Here is a 22,227-nt window from a genome sequence, read left to right on the forward strand (position 1 = left end):
CTACTATTCATGATGAGGTGAACGTGATGAGAATGGTGTTTCGCTGGTTTGGCGAAGGCAATGATACGGTAACACTGGATCACATCCGGCAGATTCCGGGTGTTGAAGGTATTGTGTGGGCGCTACACGATGTTCCTGCTGGCGAGGAATGGCCAATGGATAAGATACTCGCTGTCAAAGCGGCAGCAGACAAGGCCGGGTTACATCTGGATGTCGTTGAGAGTGTGAACATCCATGAGGATATCAAATTGGGGCTGCCATCAAGGGATAAATACATTGCGAACTATATTAAAACAATGGAGAAACTGGCTCAGGTGGGTGTGAAGGTCATTTGTTACAACTTTATGCCGATCTTCGATTGGCTTCGCACGGATATGCACAAGGAAATGGAGGATGGCTCAACTGCCCTCTTCTATGAGCACAGTAAACTTGCAGATATAGAACCCCTGGAACTGGTTCGTCGCATTACCGAAAACTCTGAACTCACCATGCCAGGTTGGGAACCGGAACGATTGCAGTATTTAACAGGTCTGTTCGAAGCCTACAAAGATGTGACCGAGGAGCATATGTGGGAGCACGCACGTTATTTCCTGCAAGAGATTATTCCTGCAGCGGAACGGCTGGGGATTCGAATGGCGATCCATCCGGATGACCCGCCATGGCCGATCTTTGGATTACCGAAAATTATTATAAGTCAGGAGAATGTTCGCAAATATCTGAATCTTTATGATAGCCCTTACAATAGCGTGACGCTGTGTAGCGGCTCCCTTGGAGCGAATGCCGACAATGACATTATCGGGATGATTCACGAGTTTAAGGACCGGATTCCATTTGCTCATATTCGTAATGTCAAAATCTACGATAACGGCGACTTTATTGAAACGTCACACCGCAGTCAAGATGGAAGCGTCGATATTGCGGGGGTTGTTGAGGCTTATCACGATATCGGTTATGAAGGTTATGCGAGACCCGACCACGGTCGTCACCTCTGGGGAGAACAGTGCCGACCTGGTTATGGACTCTATGACCGGGCTTTGGGGATCATGTATCTGTGGGGCGTCTGGGATTCCTTGCAAAGGAGGGCAAAAGCATGAGTGAACGCCAATATGAACGCTCATCTCGTCTCGAAGGCAGAACGGCTGTAATCACCGGAGGTGCTGGAGTACTCTGCCGCTCCATGGCGGAAGAACTTGCTCGGCATGGTGCAAGTGTAGCCATCCTGAACCGTACCGTGTCCAAAGGTCAAGAGGTTGTAGCTGCAATTGAAGCTGCCGGTGGCCGAGCGATTGCTATTGCCTGTGACGTAACCCAGGCCGATAGTGTGCAGGCGGCGGCAGATGCTGTGCTGGAACAGCTCGGACCCTGTGATATTCTCATTAATGGCGCGGGTGGTAATAATGCTAGTGCCAACACGACGAATGAAATATTCAGACTGGAAGATCTGGAACAGCGCGACGTCACTACGTTTTTCGATGTGAGTGTAGAGGGATTTCGTCAGGTGATGGATCTGAATTTTGTCGGTTCCCTCATCCCCACTCAGATCTTTGCAAAACATATGATTGAGCGGGATGTGCCGGCAACAGTTATTAATATTTCTTCCATGAGTGCCCCATCGCCCATGACCAAAGTTCCAGCCTACAGCGCCGCCAAAGCAGCGATTAACAACTTCACGCAGTGGCTCGCCGTGCATCTCGCAGAGTCCGGTATTCGCGTCAACGCTATTGCACCCGGGTTCTTCCTGACTGAACAAAATCGCAATCTATTGCTGCAACCAGATGGCTCACCTACGGAACGTTCTAGTAAAATCATTGCGCATACTCCTATGCGCCGCTTCGGCAAACCGGAGGATCTGCTGGGCACATTGATGTGGCTTGCGGATGAAAGACAATCCGGCTTCGTCACAGGCACGGTCATCCCGGTAGATGGCGGATTTATGGCGTATTCTGGTGTTTAACGATTTCTTACACAGACACTCCGATGAAAGAACAACCTTCCAATCGCTGTTATCCCCAGATTTTATTGATTCACTTTTTAGAAGGGGAAATCCGGGGATAAAGGCGAGCGCTTCGCTTTTTCAGGTTTTTTCTTTCCTCTCCTTTACGTGTAAATGAATCAGTTCAACTAATATAGATGGTTAATGAAACCGAAGCTTGGGATACATACCCAGGTTTCGGTTTTTGGCGTTCAAGCATAAGATCATCCAGCGCAGGAAAAGCTTGTTATAATGCATGTTCAAAAGCAAACTTTAGAAACGATCTCTTCATAGAGCTATGGTGAAATAAAGGAAGGTGATACATACATGATGGAAGAAACATGGGTTGTTGCCGTACGGTCTATTATTGCCTTTCTGACTCTGATCATCTACACAAGGGTACTGGGCAAGCAGCAGATGGGTAACTTGACGTATTTTGATTACATTAACGGTATCACAATCGGTTCCATTGCGGGTACGTTTGCAACCGATCTCTCGTCCAAGGCGTGGATTCATTTTGTGGCCTTGACCATATTCACAATTATTACGATCATCTTTCAGTCTATTACACTGAAGAATCGCACCATCTCCAAACTAATGGACTCTGATCCTACCTTGATCATCCAGAACGGTAAAATTCTCGAACAGAACCTCAGGAAAATGCGAGTCAAATTTGACGAATTGACCATGATGCTACGGCAAAAGGATGTATTTGATATTACGACGCTGGATTATGCGATTCTTGAACCTGACGGAAGCCTTTCCGTTGTGTTGAAACCCGAGAACCAACCGCTAACCGCGAAAGACATGCATATGCACCCGCCCAAGAGCAAGCTGATGACCGAGATTATTATTGATGGCCTGCTGATTAAGCAAAATCTGGAGGAAAGAAACAAAGATATCAACTGGCTCAGTGAGCAGCTGAAAAAGCAAAACATCACGATTCAGGATATCGCTTATGCCGCCATATTACCCAATGACAAATTGTATGTTGATCTGTTCAAGGATAAAATCACCGAAAAAATCGATATGGGCGATTATGAGGGACCTTTCTAAACCTTTACATGAAGGAGGCGGTTGAATGAAAACGCGTTTCTGGCTGCTGTATGTGCTTCCGATCTTCCTCATACTTTTGTTCATTGCGATTATGGCTAGCGGAGCCATTCTCAAAAAGCCCTTTGGCACCGATGATCGCTTGCTTGAATCTATACAAACATTGGAGAAACAGGTCGAAGGAAAAAAATGGACTGAAGCCAAGTCTCAGATCGATTACGCAATGCAGGCCTGGGATAAAATCGTCAACCGTATTCAGTTCAGTGTGGAACGTGAAACAATTTACGATATTCTGGGCACCCTTGCTCGGATCAAGGGCGGCGTTGCAGCACAGGATGATAAGGCGATTATGGAAGAGGTTTATTACTTTTATGTACTATGGGATAATCTTGGAGATTAGGTTCAATATATATTCAATAGCTGATATAAGTCCACAAGCAAAAGGCACTCTCCTCTCATGAAGAAAGGGAGTGCCTTCTTTGCATTGATTTCCTTTATAACTGTTACGCTCTTCGTAATCCCCGAGACCGTGACGATCGCGAAGTGCCTTCTTTGCGGAAAAAGAGAGTGAGCGCTCTGTTCGCACACCACAGTGCAAACAAAGCAAACAGCGTGCCCCAGAACAGCGCGGGAAGGAATGTCTGTTGAGCGAGATTCGCTGCATCCCCTGCCCGTGAAGGCTGAGTCCAGGACATAAATCCAACGTATACAGCACTAACAACCGACTCTTCCAGCGTAAGAAACGCCAATAGCAGATAATAGAACTTCACGATCTTGGCACCAAATATCATAATGACCACATTCAGGACAATGAACCCGGTCAGCCATAACATGCCGAACTCCCCTCTTACATATAACAAGAGCGACACCAGAGCTACAGCCGTCATAATCCCAAGTCCCCACATATGCAAGCCTTTGCGATATAAGTAGAACAATAGCCAGGCGAACAGTGATGCACTGATATATCCCGCGAGAGAAACCAGGATCGATCTACCTGGCGTCAGCATGGATGAATAGGTCACGCCGCTATGATCAGCGTACAACTCAATCCGCAGCACTTTACCTGACAATACCAGTGTCATTAGTGCATGACCGAATTCGTGAATCATCGTATCCAGATTACGGAACAAGGACGAGAATGGGATGAATCGTGTTAGAAAGACGGAGCCTAGCAGAAACAGTATCGTTTTGACCCACTTATTCAATCGTGCCATACCTCCTTTACCTTCAAGTAAACAAAACAAGCCTATCCTTTATACTACGCTTTTTTCACTCGATTCGTTTCGGCTTCCGAACTGTAGGGCACAGTACTCCATCCACCAGCAGAAGCTTCGATTGTGCCCAATGAAAAAAGAAGATAGATCATAGCGGCCCTTTTCGGCCTCTAGCGTAACGAGCAGTCGATTCCGCATCCGACGGAGTGCATAGTGTACGAATTGATCTGCAACCTCACTTTGTATCAGGGTAACATAAGCATAGAGGGAATGATCGACAGGTTCATCGAGCGGACTCACCCCTGCACATGAAAATTCCGTCCTCACGCCCGCACTCTGAAGTATGGACAATGCCTTCACAAGTTCAGCATCGACTTCAACACCGTTCCAAATCACTGTTCTCTTCGCGGATACCGTATGTTTGTCACGTTCCGTCCATTGCATCAGCTCGAGCTTGCGCCGTCTCCAGAGATGGGCAGGCTGTTCACTTAACAGCACTTCATGTTCCTCATTTAAATTCATCTAATGCGTCCTCCTGTTCTCCTTGATCCGGTCACCTTATTCAACAAAGCAGAGAGCACATCACTGTGCTCTCTGCTTTGCAAAAAGGCAAAGGAATGGCGATCCATTCCTCAGCATGTTGTATTATTGTACCTTTTTCGGTGAGAGGCATCAAATCGATCTTTTATTATTCGTTCAGCGCCAGTTTCAGAGCCTCCAAATTTTGTCTCATCACGCTAATGTAGTCCATTCCCGCCGCGATCTCTTCCTCGGTAAGTCCCTCAATAGGGTTTAATACAGCCGTTTTGGCCCCCACTTCACTTGCAATCGTCTCAGACACTTTGGATGAAACCAGTGTTTCAAAGAAAATCGTTTTCACCTGATGCTCTTTCGCAAAATCAATGACAGATGCCATCTGCGCTGCTGAAGGTTCTTGCTCAGGAGACAATCCTGCGATGGGCACCTGTTGCAATCCGTATTCCTGTGCAAGGTAACCAAATGCAGCGTGTTGTGTGATGAAATCCTTGCGCTTGCTATCCGTCACAGCCGCTTTGAAGTCCTGATCCAGTGACTCCAGTTGAGCAACGTAGGCATCTGCATTCTGCTTGAACTGTTCAGCATGTTCCGGGGCAGCCTGTGCCAATCCCGCTTCAATATTACGCACTTCCTTTACAGCCAATGCAGGTGACAGCCATACATGGGGATCGAGTCCACCGTGGTCGTGATCATGTCCTGCTTCTTCTGCCTCGGCGTCATGATCATGGTCGTGTTCTTCAGTAGTCGCTTCATCCGCATGATCGTGATCGTGTTCTGTGGCGTCAGATTCACCATGCTGGTGATCATGTTCTCCACCTTCAAGCAAATCGATGTTTTTGCTTGCTTCTACTTGAACAAGTTTTTCGCTACTAAGGCTGTCTTTTACTTGATCAATCCATGATTCCATACCCGCACCGTTGTATACAAGCACATCCGCTTTTTCTATGCTGGCAATATCTTGTGGTGTTGGCTCCCAATCATGAGGCTCCATTCCTGCTGGAACGAGGGTATGCACCTCAGCCAGATCACCTGCCACATTTTTGGTGAACTCATACATCGGGTAGAAGCTGACCTGCACGTTTAATTTTGCTGCTTCACTCTCCACTGGAATGGAAGTGCCTGTCGACGCCGTATTTGCATCAGAAGCGGATTTTTGTCCGCAGCCTGCGACGATAAGTGTGAGACTGAACAACAATCCGAGCGTAGCTTTTTTACTGAATTTCATGTGATGTATTCCTCCTAGAATGGTTGACCAAGATGACGTGCTGTGATTTCGTTTCTTTGCGATGACGCTTGCGGTTATATCGTGCAATCAGCTTTTGCGCTGATATTCCAGTCAATAGGATGACCAACAGGATGAGTGCAATTGTTCCTCCCGGTGGTGTATTTAGATGGTAAGATGTTGTGAGTCCGCTAAAAATACCGATTAATCCTGTAATTACCGCTACAATAATCGCTGCTGTAAAACTACGAGACACTCTTAGTGCCAAGGCAGCAGGCAATACAATGAGAGCAGAAACCAGCAACACACCAACGATCGGCATGGCTGAAGCTACAGTCATTCCTGTCAGAATGGCAAATGCAAACGATAAACCTCTCACCTGAACGCCTCCAATGGAAGCTGTCTCTTCATCAAAGGTAAAGCTATACAACGGTCTCCGGAGCAGGATGAAAAAAAGTAGACCTATGACACATACTCCGGCCATCATCCACAACTGTATATCACTAACCGCGACAATAGATCCGAATAAGTATGAGCTGAATGTTTTGGACAGATTGGTTTTGAGACTCATCAACACTACAGCAAGAGCCAGCCCCGAAGTCATGATGATTGCTACAGGTATCTCGCTGTAGGTTCGGTAACTTCGCCGCAGTTGTTCAACCAGTAATGCACCGATAATTGCTATGGCGAATCCGCAAATCACCGGGTTAAGATTCATGACCGAACCGAGCGCAACCCCTGCGAGTGAGACATGGGATAACGTGTCTGCCATAAGGACCTGCCGCCTGAGCATCAGATAGACCCCGAGAATTGGAGCGATGACTCCAATCAGTCCACCCGCCCAGAAGGCACGTTGCATGAATTCGTACTCAAACACTGCCATTCCTCACTTTCTTGCCGCTCCAAAGTAATCGTTCGATCCAATCGATCCCCCATTTCTTCCAGTCCATGAGTAACCATAATAATTGTTATCCCATGAGCATCAACATAGTGGTGCATCAGATTGTAAAATCCTTCACGGCTGTGGCGGTCCATTCCCGTTGTTGGCTCATCCAGTACCAGAACCTGCGGTTGCCCAGCCATAGCTCTGGCAATACAGATCCGCTGCTTCTGTCCGCCAGACAGCTCACCGACGCGTGTATTCCGATATTCCCACATACCAACTTCCCGCAGACTGCGTTCAACGATGGAATCCTGCTCTGCTGTGAATCTGCGGAATAATCCCAGCCTGGTGTAACAGCCGGACCGGACCAGTTCATTCACCGTACTGGGAAATCCACTATTGAACGATGCCACCTGCTGGGGCACATAACCGATATTGGACTTATTCCCACGTTTCAACTGTGGATTCATATGTATCGTGCCGCTCCAGGGCTTCAATAGCCCCAGCAGCAGCTTTAACAGGGTCGTTTTGGCAGAACCATTGGGACCTGTGATGCCTATGAACTCTCCCACATGGATATCCAGCGACAGTTGATCAATGACCGGCTCTTTGCCATATCCAAATACAACATCACGCATGGAGGATAGTATCATGCCTTTCCCTCTTTTCGTAAATATTACGATTTAAAATAACAAAAAAATTTAGCGTGTTTCCCGATGGATCGTCATTTTTTTCAAACGTGGGGAGTACTTCTTCATCTCAAGTCTCTCCGGATGGTTACGTTTGTTCTTGGTTGTTGTGTAGTTGCGGTCCCCGCACTCGGTGCAAGCTAAGGTTACAATGACTCTCATGGTTGTTGCCTCCTCTTATTTAATCGTAATTATTACTATTTAATGATATTAGCCTATGCTTTTTCGTTTGTCAACTCCATATCTGCGAAAGTAAAATTTTGTATGCACAATATAATTTCATATGATATACTGCTTTGGTATCATTATACTTTACCTACGGAGGAACTAGATGAAGATCAAAAAATCAACTTTTATTGGGTCATTGGTAGCATGCAGTTTGGCTTTCGGTGCCCTCGGTGTAGCAGCTTCAAACGGAATTCAAGATATTGAAGCAGCACTCGACAGCAACATTAGCTTTAAAGTAAACGGTTTGTCTTGGACACCCAAGAATGAAGCCGGAGACAAACTGAATGCACTGGTATATGACGGTGATGTTTACCTGCCTGTAAGTACCACAGCAGAAGCGCTGGGAGCCAACGTATCTCTGAATGTTAGCAACAAAGTGGTAAGTATAACTAATTCAGGTAGCGGTAAGTCAAGCAGTTCGAGTAGTAATAACAGCAGTACAGGTACCAAAGGTTCTGAAGATTCAAGTAAACCAAGTAGTTCAAGTAACTCAAGCACTTCTGGCTCAATCAAGATGACTGGAACTGACGCTCAGATGATAGTCAAATTGCAAAAAGAATCTTTAACATTGATCAAAATGTATGGTAAAGCACTTAAGACAGGTAGCACTAGTGAATTCGATAAATACATAGATGCTAAAGTTATTGAAAATCCCGAGATCGACATTTTTGATCTAGGTAAGCAATCCCAGAAAGATAAATTTAAGACTACAGTCAAAGGTATTATTGCAGCAAATGATAAAAAAACGCTGACTAAATATGCAGATCAGTTGATTAACATCAAATCAGCTGATTTTAAAGTGATTGCAATGAACGATAAAACCAAAACAAGACACAGTTACAAAGCCATTTATTATCCACAAGGATGGACGGGTTCCTATGGAGTGTACCTGACCTTTGTGTTTAGTCCGCAAAAAAGCGGCAATGGTGATTTTTATCTTGGCGATTTGTACTTTAGCTAAAACCCTTAATACAATATCAGCATTGATCTTCAGGGGCACTATTGCACTTGAAGATCTTTTCTTTTTACTTCAACTCCATGCCGGAAAAGGATCTTTCAGTTCACGCCAGTTCATCCTCATCTCTTCCTCCGTAAGAAGAGTCTCATCCAGTGTACGTTCAATCTCCGCCCGGTCCATATCAATGCCGATAAATACTAATTTGGTTACGCGATCACCCCACTCATCATCCCAGTCCGGTATGCTTGGCAATGTATCGCCAAAATGAAGTTGCCTTTCCTCCTCACTCATCGCACCTACCCATATTCCTGCTGGCGCAAGCTGCTTTGATGTACCTGCGTGACTGAAAGAGATCGCCATATGGTTCCTTGTCGCTAGCCACATCAGGCCTTTGGATCGCACGATGTTATCTGGCCATTTCGCAATCCAACGCAGCAACCGTTCCGGGTGGAATGGACGTTTACGATGATAGACAAATGAATGAATTCCATATTCTTCAGTCTCCGGGGTATGTTCCTCTTTCATTAATTCGCGGATCCAACCCGCGGATTGGCTTGCTTTTTCAAAATCAAAACGTCCTGTGTTCAATATCTCTCTTGGATCAATCTGCCCATGTGTCGTGCGAATGAGCTTGGCCTCAGGTTGCATCGCGTGTAGTGCCTTTTCAAGCTTCGTCAGTTCTTCCTCAGAGACCAGATCACATTTGTTCAGAATCAGCACATCACAGAATTCCACCTGATCCGTCAGCAGATGAACGATTCCGCGAACATCGTCCTCCCCCGCTTCCTGTCCACGATCCTTCAGTGTTTCTTTGGAATAAAAATCACGCCAGAACTGGGCAGCATCGACAACCGTAACCATCGTGTCGAGACGAGTGAACTTCGTCAAATCAATGCCAAGTTCCTCATCGATATACGTAAACGTCTGCGCAACAGGTACCGGCTCACCAATACCCGTAGATTCGATCAATATGTAGTCAAAAGAACCATCTAACGCCAGCCGCTCGACTTCTTTCAACAGATCCTCCCGCAATGTGCAGCAGATGCAACCATTGGACATCTCTACCAGTTTCTCATCAATGCGCGATAATCCTCCACCATCTCGTATTAAACCTGCATCAATATTAATCTCACTGAGATCATTGACGATGACAGCAACCCGCATCCCCTCGCGGTTATGAAGCACATGATTGAGCAGTGTCGTTTTGCCTGCACCCAAATATCCACTAAGTACGGTTACTGGAACCCGCTGTTGAACCTGTTGATCTGACATTTCTGCTTCCTCCACTCTGTTTAAGTTGCAAATTTAATCGTAATTATTACTATTAATGATGATCCATCCGAACTATACCGCATTTTTCTTTGGGTTGTCAACTCTAATATGATGAAGAATCTTGATTAATCGTAAAAATGTTGATTAAAACATAGGAATGATGTATGTTGCCGCACGTACAAGCATATATTTTAGCAAAGTCCTAGTTGTGGAGGTCTGTTTCATGAAAATGGCAGCCAATCTGAAGCTCCTGTCCTTCCTGATCCCTTGTGCATTTCTTGTTCCCGTGTTGATCACAATGGCTCCAGACTTGAAGGAAGCATGGAACAGTGAAGCTTTGCAAAATATGAAAACCGTATTCATAGGTATCTTTCTTGAAGCTGCACCTTTTCTGCTCATGGGTGTGTTATTATCCTCGCTCATGCAGTGGTTTGTATCCGAAGAAATGGTCCGTAAACTCACGCCCAAGAATCCGATCGGCGGTGTGCTGGTCGCAGGGCTGCTCGGTATTATTTTTCCCATCTGTGAATGTGGCATGATCCCTGTGGTGAGACGATTGATGCACAAAGGCATGCCTGCCTATATCGCAGTTACATTCATCCTGAGTGGTCCCGTAGTGAATCCCATCGTATTTACCGCAACCTTGCTCGCCTTTCCCTCCCATCCTGAGATTACCATTGCCCGTATGGGACTTGCCTTTGCCGTAGCAGCTTCCATAGGCATGCTCGTGTATGTGTTTGTTCGTCGAAATCCCCTTCGGTTGCCAAAAGTCGCAGTGACAGAGGTTAAGACACATCCTGGGTTTAAAATGGCGCAACCTCATGCACATGCAAATGCTCATGACCACAACCATGTGAAAAACTGGCGCAGCTTCTTCATTCATGCCGGAGACGAATTTGTCGATATGAGTAAATATTTGGTGATCGGTGCCTTGATTACAGCCTGCATCCAGACATTCATTAGCCGCAGCGATCTGATCTCACTTGGCAATGGTCCTGTCGCCTCCTATGTATTCATGATGGGGTTTGCTTATGTATTGTCTCTCTGTTCCACTTCTGATGCTTTTGTGGCTTCTGCATTCTCACATACGTTTGCACTGGGCCCGCTGGTATCCTTCCTTGTGCTTGGTCCAATGCTGGATTTCAAAAGCACCCTGATGCTGCTCTCGACCTTCCGTACTCGGTTTGTTATAAGTCTAAGTCTAGCCATTATCACGCTTGTCTTTGCCGGCTCGTGGTTGATTAATCTGCTGGTATAAAGGTTGAGCAAAATGCTTCATGACCTAAATGGTTAATCAAATGAATTTTCATACTGATGATTAATAGAGATGAGGTGATGATATGAACCACTCTGTCTATACGATGACAAAAGCCCCTGTTCCAAGAGCACACATCATTCAATGGCATAACCTGATTCGTGCGGTATGGATCGGCGGGCTGGCGGTGTACATTATTCACTTGAATTCAAGTGATTCGCTTCATTATTATTTGGCGCCGACCATGCAAAAACTGCTGTTATGCTGCCCTGTTCCCTTATTGTTTATTGCCGTAATTATGGCCTGGCATGGACTGTTCAGTAGAAACGAGGTTCATTGTGACTGTGAGCATCCACCACCCTCGGGGTTCCTTCGTAGTTCAATGGTATATGGTCTGATTGCTATACCCTTGTTGCTGGGGTTTTTGTTACCTGATCGGGCTCTCGGCAGCTCCATGGCCAGTCAGAAAGGCATGTCTCTCACCTACGCCCCTCCCGAAATTCGTCGGAAAGAGCCTTTACCTGATCCGTCAACGCAATTAAATGTACAAGATCTTACACAACAACCAACTGCTGTTCAGTCTGCATCGAGCACCAGAGTACAATTTATTCCCCCAGACGAGTATAGCCGCGAATTCGCTGAACTGGCGGAGAAATTGTATGCAGAACAGGTCATCCGAGTCTATCCTGAGATTTTCTCTGAAACACTCGGTTCGATCGACATGTTCCAGCGACAATTTGCAGGCAAAGATATCTCGTTAACCGGGTTTGTCTATCGTGACAAAAGCATGGATCATGAATCACATTTTGCACTAGGACGATTTCTCGTCATGTGTTGCCCCGCGGATGCGGCTCCCTTTGGCGTGATGATTCACATTCCAGAAGCGGATAGCTTCCCTACAGATAGCTGGGTGCAAATTGATGGCAGCATCGGCTCAGCACAGGTGAATGGTAAGGATACGATTGAGATTCGCGCCACAAAGGTGACACCTGTAGCCGTGCCATCCACGCCTTATATTTATACCAATGCGGACTCGGTGATGGCGTATGAGCAAATAAAGAGCGAGTAGTTGCTAGTAGTAGTAACTTGCACCTCAACGATAAAAAGCCCCAAAGTGATGGATTACATCGCTTTGGGGCTTTCATGTTCAGTCAGACATGAGATTACACCTCGTCTGCTCTAATTATATTATTCCGTTACGATATCATGAACCAATACAGGAGCATCGGCATGATCCGCAATCGTAATGTTTTCTTTGATCTTCGCGATGACGTCTGCTACGTCTTCACGATTGGCATGGATCGTTACGAGGGACTCACCAGCTTTGACTGGGTCACCGACTTTTTTGTTCAGCATCAGACCAACCGCAAGATCGATCTCGGATTCTTTCGTTGCACGGCCTGCGCCAAGCAGCATTGCTGCAGTACCGATTTCGTCAGCGACGATTCCGGCAACATAGCCGTCTTTGTCTGCCGGGACTTCAACCAGGTATTGTGCTTGTGGCAAACGATCTGGATGATCAACAACCGAAGCATCTCCGCCTTGATTGGCCAGGAAATCTTTGAATTTCTCCAGCGCTTTACCATTCTGGATCACTTCTTTTAATTTCTCCTCCGCATGCTCCAAGGAATCTGCCTTGCCAGCAAGGAATACCATCTGACGTCCAAGTGCCAGACACAGTTCTTCCAGATCTTTCGGACCTTTACCTTGCAGGGTGAGAATGGCTTCTTTTACTTCAAGCGCGTTACCAATTGCCAGACCGAGTGGTTGGGACATATCGGAGATAACAGCCATCGTTTTACGGCCAACATTGTTACCGATGCTCACCATGGCATGTGCCAATTCTTTAGCATCTTCCGTTGTTTTCATGAATGCACCAGCACCCGTTTTAACATCCAATACGATTGCATCTGCGCCTGCTGCAATTTTCTTACTCATGATGGAGCTGGCGATCAGTGGAATAGAGTTAACGGTAGCTGTTACGTCACGCAGGGCATAGAGTTTTTTGTCTGCTGGTGTAAGGTTACCACTTTGTCCGATAACCGCAACCTTGTGTTCGTTTACGAGACGAATGAACTCTTCTTTTTCAAGCTCTACGTGGAAGCCAGCAACGGATTCCAGTTTGTCTGTTGTACCACCCGTGTGACCAAGTCCACGTCCGGACATTTTGGCAACAGGAACGTCCAGCGCAGCAACGAGCGGAGCGAGTACCAGTGTCGTCGTATCGCCCACACCTCCTGTGGAGTGCTTGTCTACTTTGATGCCTTCGATGGCAGACAGGTCAATCGTTTCACCCGAGTTCACCATGGACATCGTGAGGTCGGCACGCTCTTTGTCTGTCATATCCTTGAAAAATACTGCCATCGCCCATGCGCTGACTTGATAGTCCGGGATCTCTCCTTGTGTGTATCCTTGAACAACAAAATCAATCTCAGCTGTTGTCAGTTCTTTTCCGTCGCGTTTCTTGGCAATAATGTCTACCATTCTCATGATGATCTCTCCTTGTGTGTGTATTGATTGTATAGAACACTTTGTGCACCATTCGTTCCGGCTCCGGTTCGTTCTTTCGATCGCTGTTGTCTCCAAGTTTTTTTGAATTCCATTTGCAATGGAGAAAACTCGGAGACAAAGGCGAACGCTTTGCTTCTTCAGAATCGATTCCGGTTCCTTCACTCCGTGCTTACAACAAAAGTTTCGATTAAAATCAAATGATTATTGAATATTAAATACAACAACATCTTGTTGTCATCTTATTGAACACTTTGTTGTTAATTCGTTCCGGCTCCGGATCGTTCCTTCGATCGCTGTTGTCTCCAAGTTTTTTTTGATCCATTTTGCAATGGAGAAAACTCGGAGACAGCATATCCTTCCGAAGCAGCTTTCTTTCAGAAAGCTTTTGGGCGAACGCTTCGCTTCTTCAGAATCGATTCCGGTTCCTTCACTCCGTGCTTAAGTCAAGAGTTTCGATCCAAATCAATTGATTATTGAATATAAAATACAACAATTACAGTGTGATTGCTGTGTCCAGAGCCACTACCATCATGTCGTTGAACGTTTTTTGGCGCTCTTCGGCAGATGTTTCTTCGCCTGTCAGCAAGTGGTCACTTACCGTCAGGATGGTCAGTGCGTTAACACCAAACTTGGCAGCGATGGTGTACAATGCTGTTGTTTCCATCTCTACGCCGAGTACGCCGTGTTTCATCAACTTCTCGGTTACGGAACGGTCATCGCGGTAGAAAGAATCGGAGCTGAACACGTTACCGACATGAATTTTCATGCCTTTAGCTGTTGCACGGTCATATGCTTCTTTCAGCAGGGAGAACGTAGCGATTGGCGAGAAGTCATATCCACCGAATACGTGCTTGTTCATGCTGGAATCCGTACAAGCTGCTTGTGCAAGGATGACGTCACGTACACGCACATGCTCCTGCATACCGCCACAAGTACCAACACGAATCAGGTTTTTCACGCCATATTCGCTGATCAATTCATTAGCATAGATTGCGAAGGACGGGATACCCATTCCTGAACCTTGCACCGAAATCCGGTGCCCTTGATATGTACCTGTGAAACCGAGCATTCCGCGAACCTCGTTGTAACATACAACATCTTCAAGGTACGTATCTGCAATGTATTTCGCACGCAAAGGATCTCCTGGCAAAAGGATCGTTTCTGCGATATCTCCGGGTTTTGCTCCAATATGTGTACTCATGAATGAAATTCCTCCAGTTATATATTTAGTCTAATATGATGTCAGGAACCGGAGCAGCCACAGCCACTCCGTATCCCCTATCCGGTTTTCGAAGAAATTATTTCAAATCTTTCAGGAAGCTAGTGCCGTATTCCGGCATTTTCACTCCAAAGTTCTCGGCTACAGTTGCGCCAAGGTCAGCAAATGTGCTGCGCAGATCAAGCTTTTTGCCTTCGCTGAAGCGCGGAGAGTAGGCAAGCAATGGAACATATTCACGTGTGTGGTCTGTACCACGGTAGGTTGGATCGTTACCATGGTCAGCTGTGATCAGCAGCAGATCATCATTAGTCATTTTCGCAAAAATCTCTGGCAGCCTTGCATCATAATCTTCGAGCGCCTGAGCATAACCTTGCGGATCACGACGGTGACCGTACAGGGCATCAAAATCAACCAGGTTCAGGAAGCTAAGTCCGGTGAACTCTTCATCCATCGTTTCGGACAACTTGTCCATGCCATCCATGTTCGAGACCGTACGAACGGACTTCGTAACACCTTCGCCATCGTAGATATCTGCAATTTTACCCAAGGCAATGACATCAAATCCACCATCTTGCAGTTCATTCATGACAGTACGTCCAAACGGCTTAAGCGCATAGTCATGACGATTCGCTGTACGCTTCCAGTCACCCGCTTCACCTACAAATGGACGTGCAATAATACGGCCCAGCATGTACGGATCTTCAAGTGTAATCTCACGACAGAACTCACAGATTTCATACAGTTCCTTCAATGGAACAACATCCTCATGTGCTGCAATTTGCAGAACCGAATCCGCGGATGTGTACACGATGAGTGCACCAGTTTCGACATGCTCTGCACCCAACTCATCCAGAATTTCCGTGCCGCTGGCCGGTTTGTTACCAATCACTTTGCGGCCCGTTTTCTCTTCAATTCGCTGAATCAGCTCATCGGGAAAACCGTTCTCGAACACGCGGAAAGGTGTATCAATGTATAGACCCATCAGCTCCCAGTGACCTGTCATTGTGTCTTTGCCTCTGGATGCTTCCTGCATCTTGGTATAATACGCTTTAGGTGCATCCGCTACAGGGACACCCACGATTTCTTTGATGTTGGACAGTCCGAGACTGGCCATGTGAGGCATTTTCAGACCTCCGCGTTCACGTGCAATGTGACCGAAGGTATCTACATCAAAATCATCAAATTCTGCTGCATCCGGCGCTTCGCCGATCCCTACAGAATCCATAACGATCAGATGTACTCTTTTGAATGTTGACATAACCTAAGCACTCCTTCCAATAATCCGGTTTACAAGAACAGTCCGGCGATGATCGCTGACAATACACTGACAAGCGATGCACCGTAAAGCAGTTTCAGACCGAAGCGGGCTACCACATTACCTTGTTTCTCATGAAGTCCCTTCACCGCACCGGCAATAATACCGATGGAAGAGAAGTTGGCGAACGATACGAGGAAGACGGATACGATCCCTGTTGTTCTGGCAGACAATAAGGTCTCCTTCGCTAAAGCAAGCATGGCAACGAATTCGTTGGATACCATTTTGGTTGCCATAATACTTCCCGCCTGAATCGCTTCTTTCCAAGGAACACCCATAATAAAGGCTAATGGTGCAAACACATAACCAAGCAGTTCCTGGAACGAAATACCAAGCACCGCGCTGAAAATCCCGTTAACAAGTGCAATCAAGGCAACAAAACCGATTAACATCGCAGCTACGATGATGGCAACTTTGAATCCATCCAGGATGTATTCGCCCAGCATTTCGAAGAAGGACTGTTTCTCCTCTTCCTGGACTTCCAATATATCTTCTTCCTCTGTAACCTCATAAGGATTCACAATGGAAGCAATGATAAAACCGCCAAACAGGTTCAGCACAAGTGCCGTAACCACATATTTCGGATCAATCATGGACATATAGGCACCGACAATCGACATCGATACCGTGGACATCGCCGAGGCACACAAGGTGTACAGCCGATGTTTTGGCAACAACCCAATTTGTTTTTTCACAGAAATGAACACTTCAGATTGCCCCAATACAGCCGAAGCAACCGCGTTATATGATTCCAGTTTGCCCATTCCGTTGATTTTGCTTAATACCAGACCAATATATTTTATAACAAAAGGTAAGATTCGGATATACTGCAATATACCAATGAGTGCAGAGATGACAACAATCGGCATTAGGACGTTCAGGAAGAACGGAACACCGCCAGTTGCGTCTTCAACCTTCGTCAAATCACCGAATACAAACGCAATCCCTTCATTTGCATAATCAAGCAAACTTTTAAATACGGTCGCGAAGCCGCCAATCAGCCATGTCCCGACCCCTGTATTCAGTAAGGCATACGCCAGAATCACCTGTAAAACAACCATAACGACCAGCGGCCGGTAGCGAATCTTCTTTTTACCGTTGCTTGCGATATAAGCCAGTCCAAAAACAACGAGTAAACCAAGAAGGGCAATTAGAAATTTCATTTGATCTCTCCTTTGAAGGTAGTTAAGCCGGATGTGGAATTCAGCTCAAAGGGTACTTAAGCATTATTGTCAGTAATCTTTCAGAAAACTTATGAAGCGCTTACAATAAGTTCCGTTAATTAAAATATAAGTGTAAATTGTATTCCCTGTACCTGAGCCGACTGCCCAAGTACAGAGAATATTTCATTACTTTTTACTTCATAAAGCTTGGTTTAACAAGCTCTTGTTTAGTAAGAAGATGTAGACTGACCGCCCTGCATGATCTTCACGCCAGAACTTGCACCGATCCGAGTCGCACCCGCTTCGATCATTTTCTGCATATCTTCCAGACTACGTACGCCACCGGAGGCTTTCACGCCAACCTCAGGACCTACAGTACGACGCATCAAAGCGATATCTTCTGGCGTTGCTCCACCTGTGGAGAAACCGGTAGAAGTTTTAACAAAATCAGCTCCAGCTCTTACAGCTGCCTGACAAGCACGTACTTTCTCATCATCCGTCAACAGACAAGTTTCAATAATGACTTTCACCAATGCTTTACCCGCAGCAGCTTCAACTACAGCACGAATATCCTGTTCAACGTAATCATCTTTGCCATCTTTCAAAGCACTGATATTGATGACCATATCGACTTCAGTTGCACCTTTAGCAATCGCATCCTTGGTTTCAAAAGCTTTCGTCTCTGACGTGGATGCTCCCAGAGGGAAACCAATAACGGTACAGATATCTACTCCAGTACCTTGCAACTGCTCAGCAGCATAAGCAACCCAGCCTGGGTTAACGCATACGGAAGCAAACTGGTATTGCTTCGCTTCTTCGGTTAACTTGGCCATTTCACTCTGCGTTGCGTCCGCACGAAGCAACGTATGGTCGATCATTTTAGCTAATTGTGGTGTAGTCAATTGAATCTCTCCCTTGTCTGAACTAGTTATTTTCTATACCCTTACACTAACATGAACATATGTAAAAATCAACTTGAACTTTTGTTCACGGTTCAATTTACAGTTCTTGCTTCGTTATATTTTCTGCCTTACAAAGCAAAACATCCGCCCTTTTTGCGTGGCAGATGTTGTCATCCATATCCATTTGAAATTAGAATCGCAGTAATGCCTGCGCTGTGTACTGATCCGTAACCAGAATATTGGCGTAATGACCTTTGAGCGCGGCGTGAATGGCTTCAATTTTGCGTTGCCCCCCGGCGACAAGGATTGATTTTTCCTTATTTCTCAATTCCGCCAAGTCAATTCCGACGGTTCTGCTGTTAATCTCTTCACTGATCAACTGACCTTCCGCATCAAAAAATCGTGAACAAATGTCACCTGCACCGGAGTTCATCAGCAATTGTTGCTCTTCTTCATTGAAGTAGCCGAGCCTGAACAATAAGGCATCCTCCTTCACAGTACCGACTGTGAACAAAGCGATGTTGGCCTGTCTACCAAGTTCCACGATTCTGCCGATATGCCGATCCGCTTCCACCATGTTCTTCACTTCAATATTGTCGAAAATTACGGGCAGTGGCAGATACCTTGGTACCGTGTGAAAGGCCTCAGCGAACAAATGTACAATCTCAGCCGCATACGTATTGACATGGGAGTGACTTACGCCCCCCTTCAATTGCACGACTTCGACACCTTTGACCTGCTTGGGACGAAGCTGGCGTGCTACGGCATGCATGGTTGTTCCCCAGGTCACCCCGATAATATCTGCATCCTGAACCGTCTCCTGAAGATAGTCTGCTGCTCGTTTGCTAATATGCTTCTGTATTTCCTCATCACTCTTCAACGGGGCAAAACACACAAGTGCCGTATCCAGATCATATTTCGACTTGAGTTCTCCGGCAATGATATCGATATCCTCCAGCGGGTCCATAATTTCAATTCGCACGTATCCACGATCTTTGGCGTACTGAAGTAATCTTGATACTGTTGGACGTGACACGCCTAAGCGGGCGGCAATATCCTGCTGGCTGTAATCGGACTGATAATACAATTTCGCTGCTTCAATGCTTAATCGTTGCTTCTCCAGGTCCATTCCCATGTGCGCTCATCTCACTCATCCCTATTATCGTTGGAAAATAAATACTCGTCCTGTATATTATACATGGATTGAGTATCTGGTCACTATATAGCTTCCAATTCAGTATCGTGATCATTCGACTCATATTCCTTTCTGACGTATAAAACGGGAGAAACGATGCATACTACTGCGGTCGCTTCATCATTGCCAAGATTGGTTCACCCCATTAATTGCACAGAGAGGAAGAACTACATGTCTACCTTATTGTATATTACTGCCCATCCTCATGATCATGAAACCTCCTTCAGCATGGCTACAGGTAAAGCATTTATTGACGCGTATCGCGAAAGTCACTCTTCTGATGAAATTGTTCACCTCGATCTGTATCGCTCGGATATTCCCCATATTGATGCGGATGTCTTCAGTGGGTGGGGCAAACTGCAATCGGGAAGTGATCTGACTGCCGAAGAGCAGACCAAAGTAAGTCGTTTAAATGAACTGTCAGATCAATTCGCTGCTGCAGATAAATATGTTTTTGTAACCCCGATGTGGAACTTCTCGTTCCCTCCTATTCTTAAGGCTTATGTCGACTCGATCTGCGTAGCTGGCAAAACTTTTCGTTATACCGAACAAGGTCCTGTTGGACTGCTATCTGATAAAAAAGCTCTGCATATTCAGGCTCGCGGCGGCATTTATTCCGAAGGCCCAGCGGCCCAGATGGAATCCGGTCATCGTTACCTGAGCATTATCATGTCATTCCTCGGTGTACCGAAGCTTGATGGCATTTTTGTTGAGGGGCACAATCAATATAAAGACCGTGCAGATGAGATTAAGCAACAAGCTATCGAGCAAGCACGCACTTTCGCAAAACAATTTTAAGAAAGGTAGTTCAAAAAGTCCGCTTTTGAACACTCACTTAAAGTGTAGTAAAACAATCAAACAAAACAAAACCCGCGTGCGACCTAGGGGATAATCCCAGGCAGCACGCGGGTCTTCAATGTATAATCAACCTAGAGCTTATTGCTGTCCAGCGCTGGCACGGCTCATGGTTTCAAGTTTACGTGTGATGGCATGACGGTCTACTTTTAATCCCCAGATCATTTCGATAATCTGCTCTTTCTCTTCTGGATTGTCGGCATGCTTCAGTTGCATTAACAGATCATGCATCTGTTCATTAATGCCTTCAAATTGACTCCATAAATCCTGTCTTACCTCTGTTGAATCCAGATGATGATTCGCATCGACTTCTTCCTTCAATGCTTGCAGAATAGCATCTTTCCATTCGTCATCACCTAGCTGTTTCGCTATGTTCAGGAGATCCAGATAATCGTCAACAAGAAGTGAGTTCAATTCAGCATGTGTTTTCATCGTTTATTGCATCCCCTTTTCGTCTATTTACCAAGTATTATACTCGGTATTTCAGGAGATGCAATACCTGTCGGAAAAAGTTGATTTATGTAGCCTGTCCCTTCAGCCTATGGACAAGCAAATTACACAAGACAAAACCGATCAAAACATACACGCCGATCATACCCACAATGCCTATCCATCCCAGATGACTGTAAAGCAGTCCGCCCCCGGTTCCACTTACGCTTGAACCAAGGTAGTAGAAAAACAAATACAACGCATTGGCCTGGGACTTGTGTTGATTGGCCACGAGTCCAACCCAGCTGCTTGCGATGGAATGGCCGCCAAAGAAACCGAAGGCAAACAGGGCGAGTCCGATAATTTTGACCCAAAGCGCTGGATGAACAGTAAAGACTGCACCAGCCAGAATAATGCCCAGCGCGATTCCAAGCACATGTGATCTGCCGTACCGATCTGCCAGCCTGCCCATCCAGGTGCTACTAACCGTGCCCATCAGATATACCACAAAAAGACTTCCAACAATGGACTGGCTAAGATGATAGGGTTCGCCCGTTAATTCAAAACCAATATAGTTGAACAGGGTCACGAAGCCCCCCATCAGGAGAAAACCGAGTCCATACAAGCATAGCAGCCTTGGATTGCGACACTGTGACCACAAAAGAGGTATTGGATTTTTGAATCCGGGTGCAGCTTTGACAAAATGACGGGATGGCGGGATGACAAGCCAAAAAATAACGGCTGCACACAAACCAAGAATACCAATGAAACCCACAGCGGCACGCCAACTGAACCAATCTGTCACCACACCGCTGATAAATCGACCGGCCATGCCTCCTATCGAATTGCCGCTGATATATAGACCCATGGCATATCCAAGACTTGCAGGCTCAATTTCTTCTGAGAGATATGTCATGGCTATCGCTGGCAACCCCGCGAGTGCCACCCCTTGGAAAATACGAAGCAGAAGAAGCTCCGTATATCCCGGGCTGAACGCACTTAGCAAAGCAATAACAGAAGATATTACTAGTGCCGCTGTCATAATAAAGCGTCGTCCTACAGAATCAGACAAGGACCCGATGAACAGCATCGTCAGTGCCATGGCGATCGTTGTTACCGATAGCGTAAGACTGGCGTGTGCTGGCGTAATGGAGAATGTATCGCTAATCTCAGGCATCAGGGGCTGGAGGCTGTAGAGCAACGCAAAAGTGACAAAACCTCCGGCGAACAGTGCAAGGCTAATGTTACGAAACGTCTTAGTTCCCTGCTGAATCATGGATGTTCCAACTTTCTCGGTAAGAAAGCTTCTTGGATCGACTGTGGTCTGATCGCCGGTCACTGAAGCCTTTCATTTA

General features: G+C 46.1%; 23 protein-coding genes. 8 read left to right on the plus strand and 15 right to left on the minus strand.

Going from position 1 to position 22,227, the window contains the following annotated elements; all coding sequences use genetic code 11:
* Positions 1 to 26 precede the first annotated feature (26 nt).
* From uxuA to OM416_RS02665, 4 genes are all read left to right on the plus strand, one after another.
* Positions 27 to 1,094, plus strand: a complete 1,068-nt coding sequence (gene uxuA, locus OM416_RS02650; protein WP_264926717.1) for a mannonate dehydratase — start codon at positions 27 to 29, stop codon at positions 1,092 to 1,094.
* Positions 1,091 to 1,954 carry an SDR family oxidoreductase gene (locus OM416_RS02655; RefSeq protein ID WP_264926719.1) on the plus strand — a complete coding sequence of 288 codons (864 nt, stop codon included), beginning with the start codon at positions 1,091 to 1,093 and terminating at the stop codon, positions 1,952 to 1,954. The genes uxuA and OM416_RS02655 overlap by 4 nt, the downstream gene beginning before the upstream one ends.
* A 345-nt stretch (positions 1,955 to 2,299) precedes the next feature.
* Positions 2,300 to 3,028 (plus strand): DUF421 domain-containing protein, encoded by a 729-nt coding sequence (locus OM416_RS02660; RefSeq protein WP_264926722.1) that lies wholly within the window; start codon positions 2,300 to 2,302, stop codon positions 3,026 to 3,028.
* Positions 3,029 to 3,053: 25 nt separating this feature from the next.
* Positions 3,054 to 3,425 carry a DUF4363 family protein gene (locus OM416_RS02665; RefSeq protein WP_264926724.1) on the plus strand — a complete coding sequence of 124 codons (372 nt, stop codon included), beginning with the start codon at positions 3,054 to 3,056 and terminating at the stop codon, positions 3,423 to 3,425.
* 103 nt (positions 3,426 to 3,528) lie between these two features.
* Here the strand turns inward: OM416_RS02665 and OM416_RS02670 are convergent, their stop codons facing one another.
* The 6 genes from OM416_RS02670 to rpmG form a co-directional block, all read right to left on the minus strand.
* Positions 3,529 to 4,230, minus strand: a complete 702-nt coding sequence (locus tag OM416_RS02670) for a M50 family metallopeptidase (RefSeq protein WP_062834767.1) — start codon at positions 4,228 to 4,230, stop codon at positions 3,529 to 3,531.
* 48 nt (positions 4,231 to 4,278) lie between these two features.
* Entirely contained in the window at positions 4,279 to 4,761 is a 483-nt protein-coding gene (locus OM416_RS02675) for a hypothetical protein (RefSeq protein ID WP_264926727.1), read from the minus strand.
* A gap of 166 nt (positions 4,762 to 4,927) precedes the next feature.
* Complete coding sequence (locus tag OM416_RS02680) at positions 4,928 to 6,001, minus strand: metal ABC transporter substrate-binding protein (protein ID WP_264926729.1); 1,074 nt, start codon at positions 5,999 to 6,001, stop codon at positions 4,928 to 4,930.
* A complete protein-coding gene (locus OM416_RS02685; RefSeq protein WP_264926731.1) occupies positions 5,988 to 6,881 on the minus strand; it encodes a metal ABC transporter permease in 894 nt (297 codons plus the stop codon). The genes OM416_RS02680 and OM416_RS02685 overlap by 14 nt, the downstream gene beginning before the upstream one ends.
* Positions 6,827 to 7,534, minus strand: a complete 708-nt coding sequence (locus tag OM416_RS02690; RefSeq protein ID WP_264926733.1) for a metal ABC transporter ATP-binding protein — start codon at positions 7,532 to 7,534, stop codon at positions 6,827 to 6,829. The genes OM416_RS02685 and OM416_RS02690 overlap by 55 nt, the downstream gene beginning before the upstream one ends.
* Positions 7,535 to 7,582: 48 nt before the next feature.
* Positions 7,583 to 7,732: a 50S ribosomal protein L33 gene (gene rpmG / locus OM416_RS02695; protein ID WP_036613813.1), complete on the minus strand. Its 150-nt coding sequence runs from the start codon at positions 7,730 to 7,732 to the stop codon at positions 7,583 to 7,585.
* Positions 7,733 to 7,901: 169 nt separating this feature from the next.
* On the opposite strand from rpmG, the gene OM416_RS02700 reads away from it, so the two are divergent.
* Complete coding sequence (locus tag OM416_RS02700; RefSeq protein WP_062834772.1) at positions 7,902 to 8,759, plus strand: stalk domain-containing protein; 858 nt, start codon at positions 7,902 to 7,904, stop codon at positions 8,757 to 8,759.
* 69 nt (positions 8,760 to 8,828) lie between these two features.
* Here OM416_RS02700 and OM416_RS02705 read toward each other — a convergent pair whose 3' ends face one another.
* Entirely contained in the window at positions 8,829 to 10,028 is a 1,200-nt protein-coding gene (locus OM416_RS02705) for a GTP-binding protein (RefSeq protein WP_264926746.1), read from the minus strand.
* A gap of 223 nt (positions 10,029 to 10,251) precedes the next feature.
* Between OM416_RS02705 and OM416_RS02710 the strand changes: the two genes are divergently transcribed.
* Positions 10,252 to 11,286 carry a permease gene (locus OM416_RS02710; RefSeq protein ID WP_264926748.1) on the plus strand — a complete coding sequence of 345 codons (1,035 nt, stop codon included), beginning with the start codon at positions 10,252 to 10,254 and terminating at the stop codon, positions 11,284 to 11,286.
* Positions 11,287 to 11,368: 82 nt separating this feature from the next.
* The gene (locus OM416_RS02715) at positions 11,369 to 12,352 is read left to right on the plus strand and encodes a TIGR03943 family putative permease subunit (RefSeq protein WP_264926750.1); all 984 of its coding nucleotides are present in this window, start codon (positions 11,369 to 11,371) and stop codon (positions 12,350 to 12,352) included.
* 119 nt (positions 12,353 to 12,471) lie between these two features.
* On the opposite strand, the gene OM416_RS02720 is transcribed toward OM416_RS02715, so the two are convergent.
* The 6 genes from OM416_RS02720 to OM416_RS02745 form a co-directional block, all read right to left on the minus strand.
* Complete coding sequence (locus tag OM416_RS02720) at positions 12,472 to 13,773, minus strand: pyrimidine-nucleoside phosphorylase (RefSeq protein WP_036613808.1); 1,302 nt, start codon at positions 13,771 to 13,773, stop codon at positions 12,472 to 12,474.
* Between the two features lie 514 nt (positions 13,774 to 14,287).
* A complete protein-coding gene (gene deoD / locus OM416_RS02725; RefSeq protein WP_056691414.1) occupies positions 14,288 to 14,995 on the minus strand; it encodes a purine-nucleoside phosphorylase in 708 nt (235 codons plus the stop codon).
* A 97-nt stretch (positions 14,996 to 15,092) separates the two neighbouring features.
* On the minus strand, positions 15,093 to 16,271 hold the full coding sequence (gene deoB / locus OM416_RS02730) for a phosphopentomutase (protein ID WP_264926757.1): 1,179 nt from the start codon (positions 16,269 to 16,271) through the stop codon (positions 15,093 to 15,095).
* 29 nt (positions 16,272 to 16,300) lie between these two features.
* Positions 16,301 to 17,491, minus strand: a complete 1,191-nt coding sequence (locus OM416_RS02735; RefSeq protein ID WP_264926759.1) for a NupC/NupG family nucleoside CNT transporter — start codon at positions 17,489 to 17,491, stop codon at positions 16,301 to 16,303.
* Between the two features lie 227 nt (positions 17,492 to 17,718).
* Positions 17,719 to 18,369, minus strand: a complete 651-nt coding sequence (gene deoC / locus OM416_RS02740) for a deoxyribose-phosphate aldolase (RefSeq protein WP_264928781.1) — start codon at positions 18,367 to 18,369, stop codon at positions 17,719 to 17,721.
* 214 nt (positions 18,370 to 18,583) lie between these two features.
* Positions 18,584 to 19,522, minus strand: coding sequence for a sugar-binding transcriptional regulator (locus OM416_RS02745; RefSeq protein ID WP_062836066.1), 939 nt, complete (start codon positions 19,520 to 19,522; stop codon positions 18,584 to 18,586).
* A gap of 237 nt (positions 19,523 to 19,759) precedes the next feature.
* Here OM416_RS02745 and OM416_RS02750 point away from each other — a divergent pair, with 237 nt between their 5' ends.
* A complete protein-coding gene (locus OM416_RS02750) occupies positions 19,760 to 20,386 on the plus strand; it encodes an FMN-dependent NADH-azoreductase (protein WP_062834779.1) in 627 nt (208 codons plus the stop codon).
* A 138-nt stretch (positions 20,387 to 20,524) separates the two neighbouring features.
* On the opposite strand, the gene OM416_RS02755 is transcribed toward OM416_RS02750, so the two are convergent.
* Together OM416_RS02755 and OM416_RS02760 are read right to left on the minus strand one after the other, a co-directional pair.
* Positions 20,525 to 20,875, minus strand: coding sequence for a hypothetical protein (locus OM416_RS02755; protein WP_264926762.1), 351 nt, complete (start codon positions 20,873 to 20,875; stop codon positions 20,525 to 20,527).
* 85 nt (positions 20,876 to 20,960) lie between these two features.
* Entirely contained in the window at positions 20,961 to 22,211 is a 1,251-nt protein-coding gene (locus OM416_RS02760; protein WP_264926765.1) for an MFS transporter, read from the minus strand.
* Between the last annotated feature and the right edge of the window lie 16 nt (positions 22,212 to 22,227).

Source organism: Paenibacillus sp. LS1, from assembly GCF_026013365.1.
Classification (GTDB): domain Bacteria; phylum Bacillota; class Bacilli; order Paenibacillales; family Paenibacillaceae; genus Paenibacillus.